Annotated in this window: 15 protein-coding genes; 7 read left to right on the top strand and 8 right to left on the bottom strand. The window is 68.5% G+C overall.

All coding sequences use genetic code 11. From position 1 onward, the window contains the following. Position 1: 1 nt before the first annotated feature. On the top strand, positions 2 to 592 hold the full coding sequence (locus LOC56_RS12845; protein WP_229952628.1) for a TetR/AcrR family transcriptional regulator: 591 nt from the start codon (positions 2 to 4) through the stop codon (positions 590 to 592). On the opposite strand, the gene LOC56_RS12840 is transcribed toward LOC56_RS12845, so the two are convergent. After that, the gene (locus tag LOC56_RS12840; protein ID WP_229952627.1) at positions 555 to 1,076 is read right to left on the bottom strand and encodes a hypothetical protein; all 522 of its coding nucleotides are present in this window, start codon (positions 1,074 to 1,076) and stop codon (positions 555 to 557) included. The two genes, LOC56_RS12845 and LOC56_RS12840, sit on opposite strands and share 38 nt — an antisense overlap. 179 nt (positions 1,077 to 1,255) lie before the next feature. On the opposite strand from LOC56_RS12840, the gene LOC56_RS12835 reads away from it, so the two are divergent. Together LOC56_RS12835 and LOC56_RS12830 are read left to right on the top strand one after the other, a co-directional pair. Further along, complete coding sequence (locus LOC56_RS12835) at positions 1,256 to 2,080, top strand: excalibur calcium-binding domain-containing protein (protein ID WP_229952626.1); 825 nt, start codon at positions 1,256 to 1,258, stop codon at positions 2,078 to 2,080. Positions 2,081 to 2,259: 179 nt separating this feature from the next. Beyond that, positions 2,260 to 3,447, top strand: coding sequence for a hypothetical protein (locus tag LOC56_RS12830; protein ID WP_229952819.1), 1,188 nt, complete (start codon positions 2,260 to 2,262; stop codon positions 3,445 to 3,447). Between the two features lie 12 nt (positions 3,448 to 3,459). On the opposite strand, the gene LOC56_RS12825 is transcribed toward LOC56_RS12830, so the two are convergent. After that, positions 3,460 to 4,689: an acyl-CoA dehydrogenase family protein gene (locus LOC56_RS12825; RefSeq protein ID WP_229952625.1), complete on the bottom strand. Its 1,230-nt coding sequence runs from the start codon at positions 4,687 to 4,689 to the stop codon at positions 3,460 to 3,462. Positions 4,690 to 4,797: 108 nt separating this feature from the next. Between LOC56_RS12825 and LOC56_RS12820 the strand changes: the two genes are divergently transcribed. The 4 genes from LOC56_RS12820 (at position 4,798) to LOC56_RS12805 (ending at position 7,388) form a co-directional block, all read left to right on the top strand. Further along, complete coding sequence (locus tag LOC56_RS12820) at positions 4,798 to 5,982, top strand: thiolase family protein (RefSeq protein ID WP_229952624.1); 1,185 nt, start codon at positions 4,798 to 4,800, stop codon at positions 5,980 to 5,982. 16 nt (positions 5,983 to 5,998) lie between these two features. Then, on the top strand, positions 5,999 to 6,190 hold the full coding sequence (locus LOC56_RS12815; protein ID WP_229952623.1) for a hypothetical protein: 192 nt from the start codon (positions 5,999 to 6,001) through the stop codon (positions 6,188 to 6,190). Between the two features lie 120 nt (positions 6,191 to 6,310). Next, a complete protein-coding gene (locus LOC56_RS12810) occupies positions 6,311 to 6,910 on the top strand; it encodes a hypothetical protein (RefSeq protein ID WP_229952622.1) in 600 nt (199 codons plus the stop codon). A 67-nt stretch (positions 6,911 to 6,977) separates the two neighbouring features. Further along, a complete protein-coding gene (locus LOC56_RS12805) occupies positions 6,978 to 7,388 on the top strand; it encodes a hypothetical protein (RefSeq protein WP_229952621.1) in 411 nt (136 codons plus the stop codon). Here the strand turns inward: LOC56_RS12805 and LOC56_RS12800 are convergent. The 6 genes from LOC56_RS12800 to LOC56_RS12775 are packed head-to-tail and all read right to left on the bottom strand — an operon-like array spanning position 7,385 to position 14,061. After that, positions 7,385 to 8,182, bottom strand: coding sequence for an HAD family hydrolase (locus tag LOC56_RS12800; protein WP_229952806.1), 798 nt, complete (start codon positions 8,180 to 8,182; stop codon positions 7,385 to 7,387). The genes LOC56_RS12805 and LOC56_RS12800 overlap by 4 nt on opposite strands. 5 nt (positions 8,183 to 8,187) lie before the next feature. Further along, positions 8,188 to 10,887 carry a phosphoribosyltransferase domain-containing protein gene (locus LOC56_RS12795; RefSeq protein WP_229952620.1) on the bottom strand — a complete coding sequence of 900 codons (2,700 nt, stop codon included), beginning with the start codon at positions 10,885 to 10,887 and terminating at the stop codon, positions 8,188 to 8,190. Continuing rightward, a complete protein-coding gene (locus LOC56_RS12790; protein WP_229952619.1) occupies positions 10,884 to 12,074 on the bottom strand; it encodes an HpcH/HpaI aldolase/citrate lyase family protein in 1,191 nt (396 codons plus the stop codon). Before LOC56_RS12790 ends, LOC56_RS12795 begins: the two co-directional genes overlap by 4 nt. A 5-nt stretch (positions 12,075 to 12,079) precedes the next feature. Next, positions 12,080 to 12,988: a hypothetical protein gene (locus LOC56_RS12785; RefSeq protein WP_229952618.1), complete on the bottom strand. Its 909-nt coding sequence runs from the start codon at positions 12,986 to 12,988 to the stop codon at positions 12,080 to 12,082. A 3-nt stretch (positions 12,989 to 12,991) separates the two neighbouring features. Further along, on the bottom strand, positions 12,992 to 13,543 hold the full coding sequence (locus LOC56_RS12780) for a TerD family protein (protein ID WP_229952617.1): 552 nt from the start codon (positions 13,541 to 13,543) through the stop codon (positions 12,992 to 12,994). Next, the gene (locus tag LOC56_RS12775; protein WP_229952616.1) at positions 13,543 to 14,061 is read right to left on the bottom strand and encodes a hypothetical protein; all 519 of its coding nucleotides are present in this window, start codon (positions 14,059 to 14,061) and stop codon (positions 13,543 to 13,545) included. Before LOC56_RS12775 ends, LOC56_RS12780 begins: the two co-directional genes overlap by 1 nt. Positions 14,062 to 14,085 lie beyond the last annotated feature (24 nt).

The following is a 14,085-nucleotide window of genomic DNA, read 5'->3' as shown; positions in this document are numbered from 1 at the left end:
CATGGTTGGACAACCCAGTGCACGAAACCGGCTGCTCGACGCCGCCGAGGAACTCGCCTTCACGCAGGGTGTCGCGGCGACGCCCGTGGACCGGATCCTGCAGCGCGCCAACGTTGCCCCGGCGACGCTGTACGCGCATTTCGGCAACAAGGAGGGCCTGATCGCGGAGGCGCTGCGCCGCCGGCTGCAGAACTGGGACGCGGCCTGGCAGCGGGAAATCGACGCCGCCGCCACGGACCGGGACCGGCTCCTGGCCGTCTTTCCCGCCCTGACCAGCTACCGGTCCGGCGCGTCTGCCGCCCGCTGGTGTGCCGCACTCGGTGTCGCTGCCGAAACCGTCGACCCGGGCCAGCAGCTCGCCGAAACCCTGTCGCAGGATACGCAGCTGCTCACCGACCGTTTCCGCGAGCTGGCGGTGCCCGTTGTTGGTGCGGACGACGCCGGCGCGGTGGCGGCCCACCTGCTGCTGATCTTCACCGGCGTGCTGGGCATGCTGCTCCGCGGTTCCTCGCCGGAAGAAGCGGCGGCCACGGGCCGCGCCACCGCGGGGTTCGTTATTGACGGGTTCGGCTCGTCCCGCTCGGCCGGGTAGTTCCGGACGACGACGACGGCGGCCGCTTGCGGGCCGGGGCTTCACCGGGGCTGAGGTACTGGACGTCGCGGCGGCCATCGGTGAGGATCCGCAGGTCCTCGTCCAGGTTCCGCCGCAGCTCCATCAGCGCGAACTGGTAGCTCCCCGGATCTGCGGCCACATCGCGCAGGTAACGGTTGCTGGCGGCGGACATCCGCATCAATATCTCGGTGGCACCGGATCCGGGCGTGAGATGCGCGAGTGTCTCCATGACGTTTTCCCGCAGATCCTGCACGGCGGACCGGTGCCGGGCTTCCATCGGTCCGCCCTGTGCCGGCTGCGGATCGATCGGGGCCAGCGTCCGTTTCAGGTGCAGGTACGTGACCAGCTCGTTGAGTGCCCGGGACTCGTGCCGCCGGTCCAGGCTCCGCTTGGTCAGCCAGCCTGCACCGAAGCCGATCAGCACCCCGACGATGGGCCAGAGAACGTTCCAGATCCACTCCATCGCAACCTCCTCCAGGACGTGCAGAGAGGCTACGGCCCTGTCCGGGCATCGGCTAGAGAACCGACGTCGGACCGGACTACTTGGTGTCCGTTCCGGTTGGTAATTGCTCCTCCACAAGTCCTGTAGCCTTTGGGTCGATGCATTTGCATCCACATTCATGTCTTGTCCATGGGGGACCTATGCCTGTTTTGCCCGCCCGCCGCACCGCGTCAACGATGACCCGCAGCACTGCATCTTCCGCCCGCTCCCGGGTGCTCACTCTTGGCGCGCTGGCGATCAGCACCGTCGTCGTCCTATCCGGTTGCGGCGGCGGCGACGCCGAACCCGCTGCCGCCACTCCGTCGCCGACCAAGACCACCTCGTCGCCGACACCGACGCCGACGCCGACCGCGACGCAGATCGCCAATAAAGCCTGCAAGACCGCCGGTGCCACCCAGACGCAGAAGCAGGCTGGAACCGCCACCCCCACACCCTCGCCGTCGGCATCCACCAAATCCGCCAAGGCCACGCCGTCGCCATCCCCATCCCCGTCGACGACAACGGCTTCGCCGTCAGCCACACCGTCAGCCACCCCGACGTCCCAGTCCGTGGTTTATGTCTGCACCGAAAATGACAACGGCTTGCTCGTCTGGATGGACAAGGACAGCTCCATCAAGCTGATTGCCGAGCGCCAGGAAGCTGCGGACAAGCAAGCGGCAGAGGAAGCCGCGGCAGCAGCCGAACAGCAGCGCCTTGATGACGAGGCCGCGGCGGCTGAGGTGCAGCGCGTGGCCGACGAGCAGGCAGCCGCGGCGGAAGCGCAGCGAGTGGCGGACGAACAGGCCCGCCAGCAGGCTGTTCCCGCCCCCGTGGTTCCGGCACCGGCACCGCCCGCGCCCCCGGCCAGCGTTTACTACCCCAACTGCACCGCGGCCCGTAACGCCGGAGGCGCTCCCGTCTACGCCGGTGGACCCGGCTACGGCACCCACCTGGACCGCGACGGCGACGGCGTCGGCTGCGAGTAATCCCCTCCAGTTTCCGGAAGCAGTAGAAGTTGCCCTTGGACCCGCCTAGCGTGGTTCCAAGGGCAACTCGCGTTAACGGTTCCGGTATCCGGTCCGGCCAGCGCTGTTGCCGCATCAGAAGCCGGCCGCGGTCCGCGGATCGGGGGGAGACCGGCCCGGTTCCACAGCGCTGAGGCATCATGTCGCACGAATCAACACCGGCAGCAGCTCCCTTCAATGCGTCCGTGCCGCAGCGAAGTCCCGGTCTCGGGAATCCCCGCTCCGCGTGGTTGGTCCTCGGCCTGGCAGCCGGGTTGCTCTGGGTTGCGGCACTGCAGGGGAGCCTCGGCGTCATCGTGTGGCTGCTGGCCATCGGATCGCTGCTGGTGCTTACCGCGCTCTACGCGTTGGGTTTCCGACGTCGCAGCTGGGCCAACCTGGACACGCTCGAACAGCGGAAATTCGCCCTGTCCCTTGGCGCCGTGGTGTTGGTGGTCGGCATGGTCGCTGGAGTCGTCTCGACGCCGGATCCCGTTCCAAGTTCACTATCTGCAGAGGCCGACGGTCTTCGGCCGCGGCCCGATCCTTTCGCCCTGCCGACGACGCCGCCGCCCGGCTCCGTCCTAAACCTCCCCGTCCCGCCCGGAGTGGAGGACGCCATCGACGATTCTGCCAACGAGCCGGACGACGTAGCCGTACTTGCTGATGCTTTGGTGCAGGAACCCGTCCAGCAGGTTTCCATCCGAAACGGCCCGTGTGCCACCGAGGGGGACGTGCGCACGGAACGCCAGGTGGAGTACCGCTGCACGCGCAACCCGGCCGGGGACCTCGTGTGGCTGGACAGTGCATCCCAGCTGGATGAGCAGGAGGAAGAGGCACGCCAGGCTGAGGAGGAAAGGACGCGTCAGGCGGAGGCAGACCGATGGGAGCAGGCACAGCAACGGGCTGCCGAAGAACGCGCGCGTGCTGAGGACGCCGCCCGGAACCCGCAACCGGCACCTCAGCAGCCACCGGTGAACCCGCCGGGCAATTCGCCGCAGCCCCCGCCGACCGAACCCTCGCCTGAACCGCCGGAACCAGGCCAGCCGCCTGCGCAGCCACCGACGGAGCCGCCGACGGAACCTCCCACCGAACCGCCGACCTCCCCGCCCAGCCCGGACCCGACGGCGCCGCCCTCGGTCCCGCCCACACCGCCGGGACCGCCGGAGCCGCCGGACCCGGGGACCCCGGACCCGGACATCCCGGTCATTCCGCCGGAATTCCCGTTCCCGCCCAACCCGCCGTCGCCGCCCCGGCCAACCCCGCCGCCGTCGTCATTCGCCCCGCCGATAGACGCACCGGATCCGACTGACGCGGCCATCGAAGCCGTACTGCCTGCCGCCCGGTAAACCGTCTACCGCCTACCGGAACGCGGAAATTCCCGTGATGTGCTGGCCCAGGATCAGGGTGTGCACTTCGTCGGTGCCCTCGTAGGTCCGCACCGATTCGAGGTTGTTGGCGTGCCGCAGCGGTGAATAGTCCAGCGTGATGCCGTTGCCGCCCAGGATGGCGCGGGCCTCCCGGCAGATCGCGATCGCTTCGCGCACATTGTTCAGCTTGCCCACGGAAATCTGCACCGGTTCCAGCGTGCCTGCATCCTTGAGCCGCCCGGTGTGGATGGCCAGCAGCACGCCCTTGGAGATTTCCAGCAGCATGTTCACCAGCTTCTCCTGGGTGATCTGGTAGGCGGCGAGCGGCTTGTCGAACTGCAGCCGTTCCAGTGAATACTTCAGCGCCTCCTCGTAGCTGTCCCGGGCCGCGCCCATCGAGCCCCAGAGGATCCCGTAGCGGGCCTCGTTCAGGCAGGAGAACGGTCCGCGCAGGCCCTTCGCTCCGGGCAGCAGCGCCGAGTCGGGCAGCCGCACGTCCGCCAGGAACACATCGCACTGGATGGAGGCCCGCATGGAGAGCTTCGGCTCGATTGGCACGGCGGAGAAGCCCGGGGTGTCCGTGGGGACGAGGAAGCCGCGGACGCCGTCGTCGGTCTGCGCCCAGATCACGGCGACGTCGGCAATGGAGGCCAGCCCGATCCACCGCTTGGCGCCGGTCAGGACCCAGCCGTCGCCGTCGTGCCGGGCAAACGTGCTCATGCTGGACGGGTCGGAACCGGCAGTGGGTTCGGTGAGGCCGAAGCAGCCGATCAGTTCGCCGCGGGCCATGCCGGGCAGGTACCGGTTCTTCTGCTCCTCGGAGCCCCATTTATGGATCGCGGTCATGGCCAGCGAGCCCTGCACGGAGACGAAGGTGCGCAGGCCCGAATCGCCGGCCTCCAGTTCCATGGCGGCGATCCCGTACTCGACGGCGGAGCGGCCGGGGCAGCCGTAGCCTTCCAGATGCATGCCGAGTAGCCCGAGGTCGCCCAGCTCCCGGACGATCTCCACCGGGAACACCGCGTCCTCGTACCAGTCCTTGATGTTCGGACGGATGCGCTCATCCACGAAGGCCCGGACTTTCGCGCGGAGGGCCAGCTCGTCCGCGGTGAGGAGCCCGTCCAAACCCAGGACGTCCGACGTCGTGCGGAGGGTCTCGAGGTCCGGCGCAGCGGGGGCGGGGGAAGCCGGGGCGGTGGACGGCGTCGTGGGCGTGCTCATGGTTCCTCCTGCGGCCGCAGCTCTGCGGCCCGAACGGGGTGTCTTGCCGGGATCGGCGGCGTGTTGTCCAAGTCACATTACTATTGCGGGCGCAGTACTATTTCCTGCATGACTGAGGCTTACCTGGTGTCCGGCGTCCGCACTCCCGTCGGCCGCTACGGCGGTGCCCTCTCGAGCGTCCGCCCCGACGATCTGGCAGCCTTGGTACTTCGGGAAGCGGTGGCCCGGGCAGGGGTGAACCCGGCCAACGTCGACGAGGTGCTGCTGGGCAACACGAACCAGGCCGGCGAGGACAACCGGAACGTGGCCCGGATGGCGACTCTGCTCGCCGGGTTCCCCGACACCGTGCCGGCAATGACGGTGAACCGGCTCTGCGCCTCCGGGCTCAGTGCGATCATCACGGCCGCGCAGATGATCAAGACGGGTGCCGCGGACATTGTGGTGGCCGGGGGAGTGGAATCGATGTCGCGGGCGCCGTGGGTGCTGGCGAAACCGGAGAAAGCCTTCGCGAATCCCGGGGAGCTGGCCGATTCCGCGATCGGTGCCCGCTTCACCAATCCTCGGTTCTACGACCTGCCCGGCACCACCTACTCCATGCCCGAAACCGCCGAGGAGCTGGCCGCCCGGGACGGGATCTCCCGCGAGGACTCCGACGCCTTCGCGCTGCGCTCGCATCAGCGGGCGGTCGCGGCCATTGACGAGGGGCGGTTCGCGGACGAGATCGTGCCGGTGGAAACGAAAAAGGGTGTGGTGAAGACCGACGAGGGGCCACGCCGGGAAACCAGTATCGAGGCCCTGGCGAAGCTGCGGCCCATCGTGCGGCCCGACGGCGTGGTGACCGCCGGGAACTCGAGCTCGCTGAACGACGGCGCGTCCGCCGTCGTCGTCGCCAGTGCCGATGCCGTCCGCCGGCTCGGGTTGAACGCGCGTGCCCGGATTGTCGACGGCGCCTCCGCCGGGGTGGCGCCGGCGGTGATGGGCATCGGGCCGGTGCCTGCGACGCAGAAGGTGCTGGACCGGGCCGGCTGGTCGATCGGCGACATCGAAGCCGTGGAGCTGAACGAGGCCTTCGCCGCGCAGTCACTGGCGTGCATACGTGCCCTGAACCTGGACGAGTCCATTGTGAACCGCGACGGCGGGGCCATCGCCCTTGGGCATGCGCTGGGGTCGTCCGGGTCCCGGCTTACGGTGACGATGCTGAACCGGATGGAACGCGAGGGTGCCTCGAGGGGCTTGGTGACCATGTGTGTGGGGCTGGGCCAGGGCGTGTCGATGCTGCTGGAGCAGGCTTAAGCCACGCTGGGCCAGCGTGCCCGTGGCCGTGGAGTTCCGGACACGTGTCACCCCTTCCGGGACCAGCATTACGGCACGGGCGTTCGACACGTTCGGCTTCCGGTTCGAAGGCGGTATGTACTTCGGAGCGGATGAAACCTTCGCGAACCGGTTGGACGTCCTGTTGGGGAAGGCCGCCGCCGCCCTCGGCGTGGAACGCCCGGCGTAGGCGACACTGGGCGCAGGAGGGCAGCCCGCGCTCTGCTGTCCGCCGTATCAGCTGGAAGAGTCGCATATTTCTCCGGGATAGGCTGTGGCAGATAATCGGTCTGCAGATATGGGGGGAAGAATGCACAAGGGAAGTATTGCCGGGCTGCTGCTTATCGGTTCTCTGGGAATAGCTGGGTGCTCATCCGAAGCAGCCAAACAACCCGTTTCCGCAGCTTCCCCGAGCGTATCGGCGTCGGCCAAGGCCACCCCGACCCCGTCCACCACCGGGACGACGGCCCCGGCCACGCCGTCGGCCGCCCCCAGTACGTCCGCTCCCGCCGACGACGCTGCGCAGCCCCTGACCGCCATAACCATTGCCCAACGTCTGCAGGCAGTAGTACCGACCATCACATCCGTCATTGAAGTGACGGAAGCCAATGATTCAACCGGGTCTATCGGCCAGCCCGGCAAGTACACGTCTGCTGCGTGGATTGCCGACACTGGTGCTGCGGCGACTGAGAACAGCGTGGTCGGCGGAGCCGTCGTGGAGGTATTTGCCAGCGAAGCAGAAGCCCAGGACCGCTTGTACGCGCTGCAGCAGCACATCGGCATGGGACCGGCCTTCAACGCTGAGTACCACTATCTGCAGGGAACAGTGCTCCTACGGGTGTCGGGAGCACTTAGTCCCGAGCAAGCGGCTCTCTACGAGCAGGCCTTCACCGGCGCAACTCTCGAATAAACCACTCTCAAATAAACCGGTCTCAAACAGGGGTATCGCCATGGGGTTGTTCAGCACGAAACCGATAGTGGAAAAGAAGGAGCAGTGGACCTCGGCCCAGCCGCCGCAGGCGGTCCTGGACGCGTTGGCCTCGGCTTTCTCATCCCACGGCGAGGACGTCCGGCGGGAAAAGTCCTCGCTGGAGGTGCACATGGGGTCAAACACGCTGTACCGGACGTGGGGCAACATGACCGCTGAGGGCCGCGCGCATTTGCCGGTCGCCTTGACCTTTACTGCGTCCGAGTCCGGAACCGGTGCCGCCATCGAGGTGCATGCGTTCGACACCTTCGGCTTCCGAATCGGCAGCGGAAAGTCCTTCGGTGTCCCGGAGACCTTCAACCGGCGGCTGGAGGAATTCCTGAGCTATGCAGCAGGGGTGATCGGCATCGACCGGCCCGTCACCGGACCTGTTCCTGCCCCGCCGCGCTTCAACCTCTAGGCCCGTACCAGCCCCAGCATCCGCCGGACAATTTCTTCCCCGGCCAGGATCCCGCGCGCCTCGGTGACCTGCAGGTGCGGCTCGAAGTAGCCGGCGTCGTCCAGTTCGCCGTGTGCGGGACGGAAGGCGATGTCGGCGCACTCCAGCATCGGCCGGTCCAGCAGGGAATCCCCGGCAGCGATGATGCGGTCCGCACCGATCCGGCGGGCAACCTCGGCCACGGCCTGCTGCTTGGTGACCGGCGTCGGCACACAGTAGAGCTTGCGGCCCTGCAGCGACACGGTCCAGCCGCGCGCATCGCACCAGTCCTCCAGAGCCAGCAGGAACTCCCCGGGGAGGGCATCTCGGTCCACAATCGCGTACGCGAACAGATCCTCAGCGGAACGAAGCTTCAGAATCCATTCATGGAACTCAGGACGGCCCAGGTAAGCCTCGATCTCGGCCAGCGGCGCGCACCCGGACGTGACGAGGCCGCGCACGGAGGCCTGCCAGTCGGCGTCGGGCTCCCCGTGGTGCAGGATGACGCCGCCGTTGGTGGTGACGGCATACTCCGGCGTCGGACCGGGCAGCTGGATCCGCCGGTACTGCGCCACGGTCCGCGTGGTCACCGGGACGAACACGGAGGCCTCCGAGGCAGAGACCAGCAGCGCCTCGGCCGCACGGGTCATAAAGGACAGCGGCTTACCCTCATAGACTTCGGCCACCACCATGGCCGGAGCCAGGGCATCCTCGGTGTTCAGGAACAGCGCGTTGGCGGAGTAGATCAGGGTGCGGTCCAGATCGGACGCGAGCATCGTCTTCACGCGTCGGCCCCCGGAGCGGCAGCAGCAACCGCCCGGCCGTCCGCGCCCACGGCGCCGGCGGTGAAGCGGGGATGGATCAGGCCCACGCAGCTGAACGGCAGGTCCGGCACCTCCTCCACGGGCACGCCGCGCTGTTCGGCCAGCAGCAGCACATGCGCCACGTCCTCCAGCGCCCCGGGATGCACCAGCACCTTCCACGGCACCCGGCGCAGCAGCACGCGGGTGGTCTCGCCGACGCCGGGCTTCACCAGGTTCACGTTGTGGATGCCGTATTCCTCGCTCAGGCGCTCCACGGCCTGCCAGCCCACCCAGGTGGGGGTCCGGTCGGCAGCAGCGAGCGACGCCGCAGCAGCCTCCGCTTCGGGCCGCACGTCGTCGAAGTGCCGCTCGATCGCCGCCAGGAAATCCCGGGACACGTCGGCGCCGGCGAGATGGGCGTAGAACTTCGCGCCGTGGAAATCGTCCGGCGCAATGAGGTCCTTGTTGAATACCGTGCGGGACACCAGCCCGGAGACGGTCGAGTTCAGGCAGGCCGACGGGATCAGGTAATCCTCCCGCGTGCCGAACAGCTCCACGGAATGGCCGGGATCGGCCAGCACCGCAAGCTCCGAGGAGAACCGTACGCCGTCGGTGGCTTCGAACTTATCCAGTGCCGCGGTCAGTTCGCGCGTGATGGCGCCCTTGCCGGTCCAGCCGTCCACGAACAGGATCCGCTCGGGGGAGTACGTCCGCGCCAGGTAACGCAGCGCCGTTTCATCCATCCCCACGCCGCGCACAATGCTCATGGTGTAGTGCGGCAGGTCCAGCCCGTGCATCCGCTGCGCCCAGCGGCGCATCAGGATTCCGATCGGGGTGCCGGCCCGGGCGAGCGACACCAGAACCGGTTCACGGTTCCGGGCGGACAGGGCCAGTTCGGTCACGGTGCCGACGGCGGACGCGACCCGGGGCGCGGAACGGCGCAGCGCCTCCTCGTACAGGTCCTGGTACTGCGCCGAAGGCAGGTACTCCATCGGCAGCGACTCGGCGTAGTTCGCCCCGCCGGACTGGATGGCAGCCTCCCGCTCGGCGGTGGGGGCCTCCAGCTGGGCGTCGCGCAGGTCCTTCAGCAGCCAGGTCACGTCCTCGGGCGCGTAGGAGCCGAACTCCGGGCCGGTGAGCGGCACGGCCGCAGCAGCGGAACCGGTCCAGTCCGCGGGGACATCGGCCGGCAACAGTACGACGACGACGGCGCCGGTCACCGCGCGCAGCGCCTCGGTCACGCTGCCCGGACCGGTGATGGATGCAGGGTCGGTGCCGGGTTCGGGCAGAAGCACAATGCAGTCGAAGCCGGTGGTGGATGAGCTGCCGTCGGCAGTCCGGCGGGGTCCGACGTTGTAGGCGTGCCGCGGGCCGGGACCGTCCTCGGTGAGATCGTGGCTGGCGAAGTCCACGGCATTGGCAATGGCATAGTCCGGCCGGTCGATCGGCACGATGGGGGAGCGGGTGGTGGTGGAGAACCGGACGGAGGCGCCCGGCAGCGCTTCGGCCACGGCATTGGCGATGGTCAGCGGCACATGGATGAATTCCTCGCAGCCCAGGACCAGCACCGATTCCGCCGAAGCGGGCAGCGCGGCGGAGATGCGGGAGGCAACGAGAGCCAGGCTTTCTGCCGAGACTGCTCCCGGCAGGGCGTCCGGCAGGGTGCCGAGGTAATCGGAGGAGATGCCGGCACGGTTGCCGAAGCGGTCACTGCGCAGGCTTCGTGCGGTGTCCTCCAGCAGGGTCACGGTGCCGGGTGCGGAAGCAGAACCGGCGGCCCCGGCAGGGGAGTCCGAAAGCCCGCCGATCAGGTTCTCGGCCCGGGCCAGGATGTCTTCACCGAGTTCGATGCTGCCCGTCCCCAGAGCGACCACGCGGATGCTGCAGCCCAGCTCGTCCGCGAGCTCGTCGAAACGGGCACGGTCGGCGTCGGAGCGCAGGTCGATGAGCGAGGCCACCACGTAGAGCGGATGCGGTGCGGCGGCGTGGAGTTCGGTGATGGTGTTGATGACGGTGGCGCCGGTGCTCAGCTCGTCGTCGACCAGCACCACGGGGCCCGGGCTGTTCAGCTGGGCCGGATCCACGGGCAGCAGCCGGTGCGAGGTGGCGTGTGAATGGGCTTCCTCGAACGCGCCGTACGCCACCGCACCCTCCGGGGCGTGCCGGGTGGAATGGATGTAGTACGAGCCGAGCATGTCGGCGACGAGCCGGCCCAGACCGGTGGCGGTCTCCGCGTAGCCGATGGTCACCACCTCGGGGTGGGAGACGGGCAGGTCCCAGAGCCGTTCGCGGGCATACTGCAGCCGGGCGCGCGGTGTGCGGGGCGCGGCGTGGCGGCCGCCGTCGTTCGCCCGCCTGGACCCGGCCGTTCTTTCGCCGTCCTCGAGCACCGCCGCCAGTTCGGCTGCGACGCCGCGCAGCACGGCGTCGTCCACCTTGCTGCCGAGTGCCGCTCCGGCCAGTGCGCCGAGCAGCTCGCCGGCCGCCAGGACGAGCGCCGGTTCGGTGGGCACATGCTTGGCCAACACACGGGACACGAGCAGGTGCGCGCGGCGGGGGTTGCGACGCAGGGCCAGTCCCACCAGGTCCTCTACCGGCAACAGTGCTGCAGGATCAGAGGTGATCCGCACTCCCAGGGCCTCGTTCACAAATCCGCCGGTCCAGGGGTGGTGCTTCAATTCATGCTCGCTTCCAGAAGATCTACATAGGTGATGTCGGGGGCTGCAACGCCGAAGGCGGCGGCCCGGACGAGGGTGGAAGCTGCCCACGCCTGATGCGGTTTCATTTCGTTCATCTTGTTGCGGTAGGGCGACGCCGCCGCACCGCCCCCGGCCTCGCCGGAGATGTGGAGGGCATCCAGGTACGCCTCGTGGCTGATCACGGACATGGCGTGGACCAGGGGAACATGCGAGGGATGGATAACGGTCTTGCCGAGCAGTCCGTTGGCCTGGTCCAGTTCGATTTCGCGGATCAGCCCGTCCAGGTTCGCTGTCAGCAGCCGCTGGCGCAGACCCAGCTCGTCCGCGTCCGCGAAGGGAGAGGAACGAAGCATCGGACGCAGCAGCCGCTCGCCGGAGCTGTAGTGTTCCCAGACCGGTCCGCTGATGACAAAGCCGCCCGGCCTGCCGAGCATGTTGACGATGTCCCCGATCACCGCGGAGACCACCTTGACGTCGTAAATGGTGAGGTCCCGGGAACGGCGCAGCCCGTAGGCGCTGGACATGTCCGTCGCGCCGATCCGCACGGCCAGGATGTCCGGCCGGTTCGCTTCCAGCACCTCGAAGATACCGCCGAGGGTATGCGTGCGGGTCTCGGCATGGATCATCAGCGGAGACTCGAGGATCGGCATGATCCGCAGCGGCCGGGCACCGGGATCGGCGGCCCACCGGGCGTCGTTCACGGTGTGCAGGGCGTCGAGGAAGCGCTGGGCGGCGCCGGAGGTGTTCTCGAACTTCGGAATCACGAACCCGGTGAGGACGTCCAGGGTCTGGCCGCCGCGCTCGGCAAGGCTCAGCAGCTGTTCGGGCGTGCGGACGCGGACGAAGAGCATCAGGTCTTCGGGGTCGCCGGCTTTCCGGATGCCGGCGGCATGCAGTTCGGCGAGGGCACCCACCACATTGGTCTCTGCGGCCGGGACCTCTGCGTCGGCAATGGAATCCTCCAGGCAGATGACCATGCTGACGGCTCCGCGGGCGGCCTGCTTGCGGATGTCCTTGACCAGGTCCGGCCGGGTCGCGGGGCAGTAAAGCGTGGCCCCGAGCGCGGTGGCCAGCAGGCCCGCGTCGGAATCGAGGGTCAGTTCCTGGGGTGCGAGATGGAACAGGCGGGCGGTTTCAGGCTCGCTCAGGTAGGAGAAATGACGCATCGCGGTTACCGCCCCTGGTAGGGGAGGCGGGTGGTCATGGTGAAGCCGAAGGCCTCCCAGATGGCTTTGAACTCCATGCCGTACGGCAGTTCCTCGGCCCGCAGTTCCAGTACGTCGTCAATGCGGATCACGGAAAGCGCGTAATAGCTGCGGTGGCCGGCCTGTGCCGGGATGGTCACCGACTTGCCGTTGTAGACTCCCACGCTCATGGGCTGCTTCGGTTTCGGGAAGAACAGTGCCCGGCGCAGCATCCGAACATGGCGCAGCGGGACCAGCGCGAGCTCGTCCTCATAGCCGACCAGCGGCCGGTTGCCCGGAGCCTGGACCATAACGCCGTCCAGGTCTTCGGGCCGGAACTCGCCGGCGGAAACGGAACCGGTGCTGTATCCCGGCCCTTCCCACACCGCACGCACGGTACCGGCAACCACGAGGCTGCCCACGGCGGATTCCATGGGGGTCAGGCGCACTACCGGGTTCTGCCGGTCCAGGCTGCGCAGCTCGCCCATGCCCGGTGCCGGGAAGAGCCTGTTGTGCAGGGGCTCCGCCCGTACGGGTTCAGGGGTGCGGGACGACGACGTCGGCCGGGACGCTGCGGGGGCAGCGGCACGGCTGTTGGCCGCCTCGGCATTGGGGGACAGACCCAGCGAAAGCGACGGGGAAACCGACGGCGCGGGCTGCTGCCGCGGCGTCGGGGACAGCGAGAGGGACCCCGGAGCCGGGGTGGCGGGGGTAGCGGGCCGGGCGGGCGCGGAAGTGCGCGGCGCTGCGGCAGGTGCCGGCGTCGTTCGCGGTGCGGGGGCAGGTGCGGGTGCGGGTGCAGCCTGGGGTGCCACCGGAGCCGCAGCACGCGGCTTAACCCGGCGGCTCAGGAACGGAAGGTCGGTGCGGACGGCCGACGAGCGGTTGACGGCCATCGCCTAAAGGTCGAATCCGAAGTCGGCAGCCAGTCCGCGCAGGCCGGTGGTGTACCCCTGGCCCAGGGCGCGGAACTTCCAGTCGGTGCGGTGCCGGTACAGCTCGCCGAACATCATGGCGGTAATGCTGTCCCGGTTCGCCGAGGGCAGGTCGAAGCGGACCAGTTCCCCGCCGTTGGGCCGCGCCACCCGGATGTAGGCGCTGCGCACGGCGGCGAAGGTGCCGGGTCCGCGCATCTCCGGGTCGGCGTAGACGGCGAAGACAATCTTGGAGACGGCGTCCGGCACCCGGGACAGGTCGACGTCGATCTGCTCGGTGTCGTCGTCGCCCTCGAACACGACGGAACCCTCCGGGCTGGCGATCTGGTTGAAGAAGACCAGATGCTCGTCGGAGAGGACCCGGCCGTCGGAGCCGCACAGCAGGGTCAGCGGAACGAGTTCGGCTGCGGGACCGCGGCTGGGGATCACATCCCAGCCCAGTCCCACCAGGACGGAGGTGAGTCCGGGGTTTTCGGCGGTGAGGGCGGCGTTGGCGCCGGCTACCAGGGTTCCCATCAGTGCTCCCCGAAGGTCAGGGAGGAGGGGGAGAACTTGTCATCGAGGAACCGCCCGTGGGTGGACAGCTCGGCAATGGCACCGGTGCGGACCTGGTTCTCCAGGTCCCGGGCAATGCCTTCCAGGATGGTGAGTTGGTCAACGAGCAATGTGGTGGCCTCTGAACTCTCGGTCCGCTCCCGGTCGCTGAGGGCCACGTAGGCACGCAGGGGAGTAGGGAGGTAATTGGTAATGATGGCGTTGAGCAGCACGCGCTGCTCGGTGGAGGCGCCGTGGCTGCCCACGTATTCCACCAATGGCGCCAGGATGTCATCGATCTGCCGAACCATGGAAGACACCAGGGTCGGCAGGGCGGCGCCGGCTCTGCGCACGGCCCTGCGCAGGTTTTCCAGGGACTTCACGGTCTCCTGGTGTTCGGCGTCGGGGCCCGACGGCGGCGTGGCCGGGGACAGCGCCGGTGGGGGTTCCGGCTCCGGCGAGTTGCCGAAGAGGGAACCGAAGAACCTGCCTACTGCCATGGCCGGCTCCTACCCACCGGTGCT

This window comes from Arthrobacter sp. zg-Y179 (assembly GCF_020907345.1).
Taxonomy (GTDB): domain Bacteria; phylum Actinomycetota; class Actinomycetes; order Actinomycetales; family Micrococcaceae; genus Arthrobacter_B; species Arthrobacter_B jinronghuae.
This window is presented reverse-complemented; position numbering and strand designations above follow the sequence as displayed.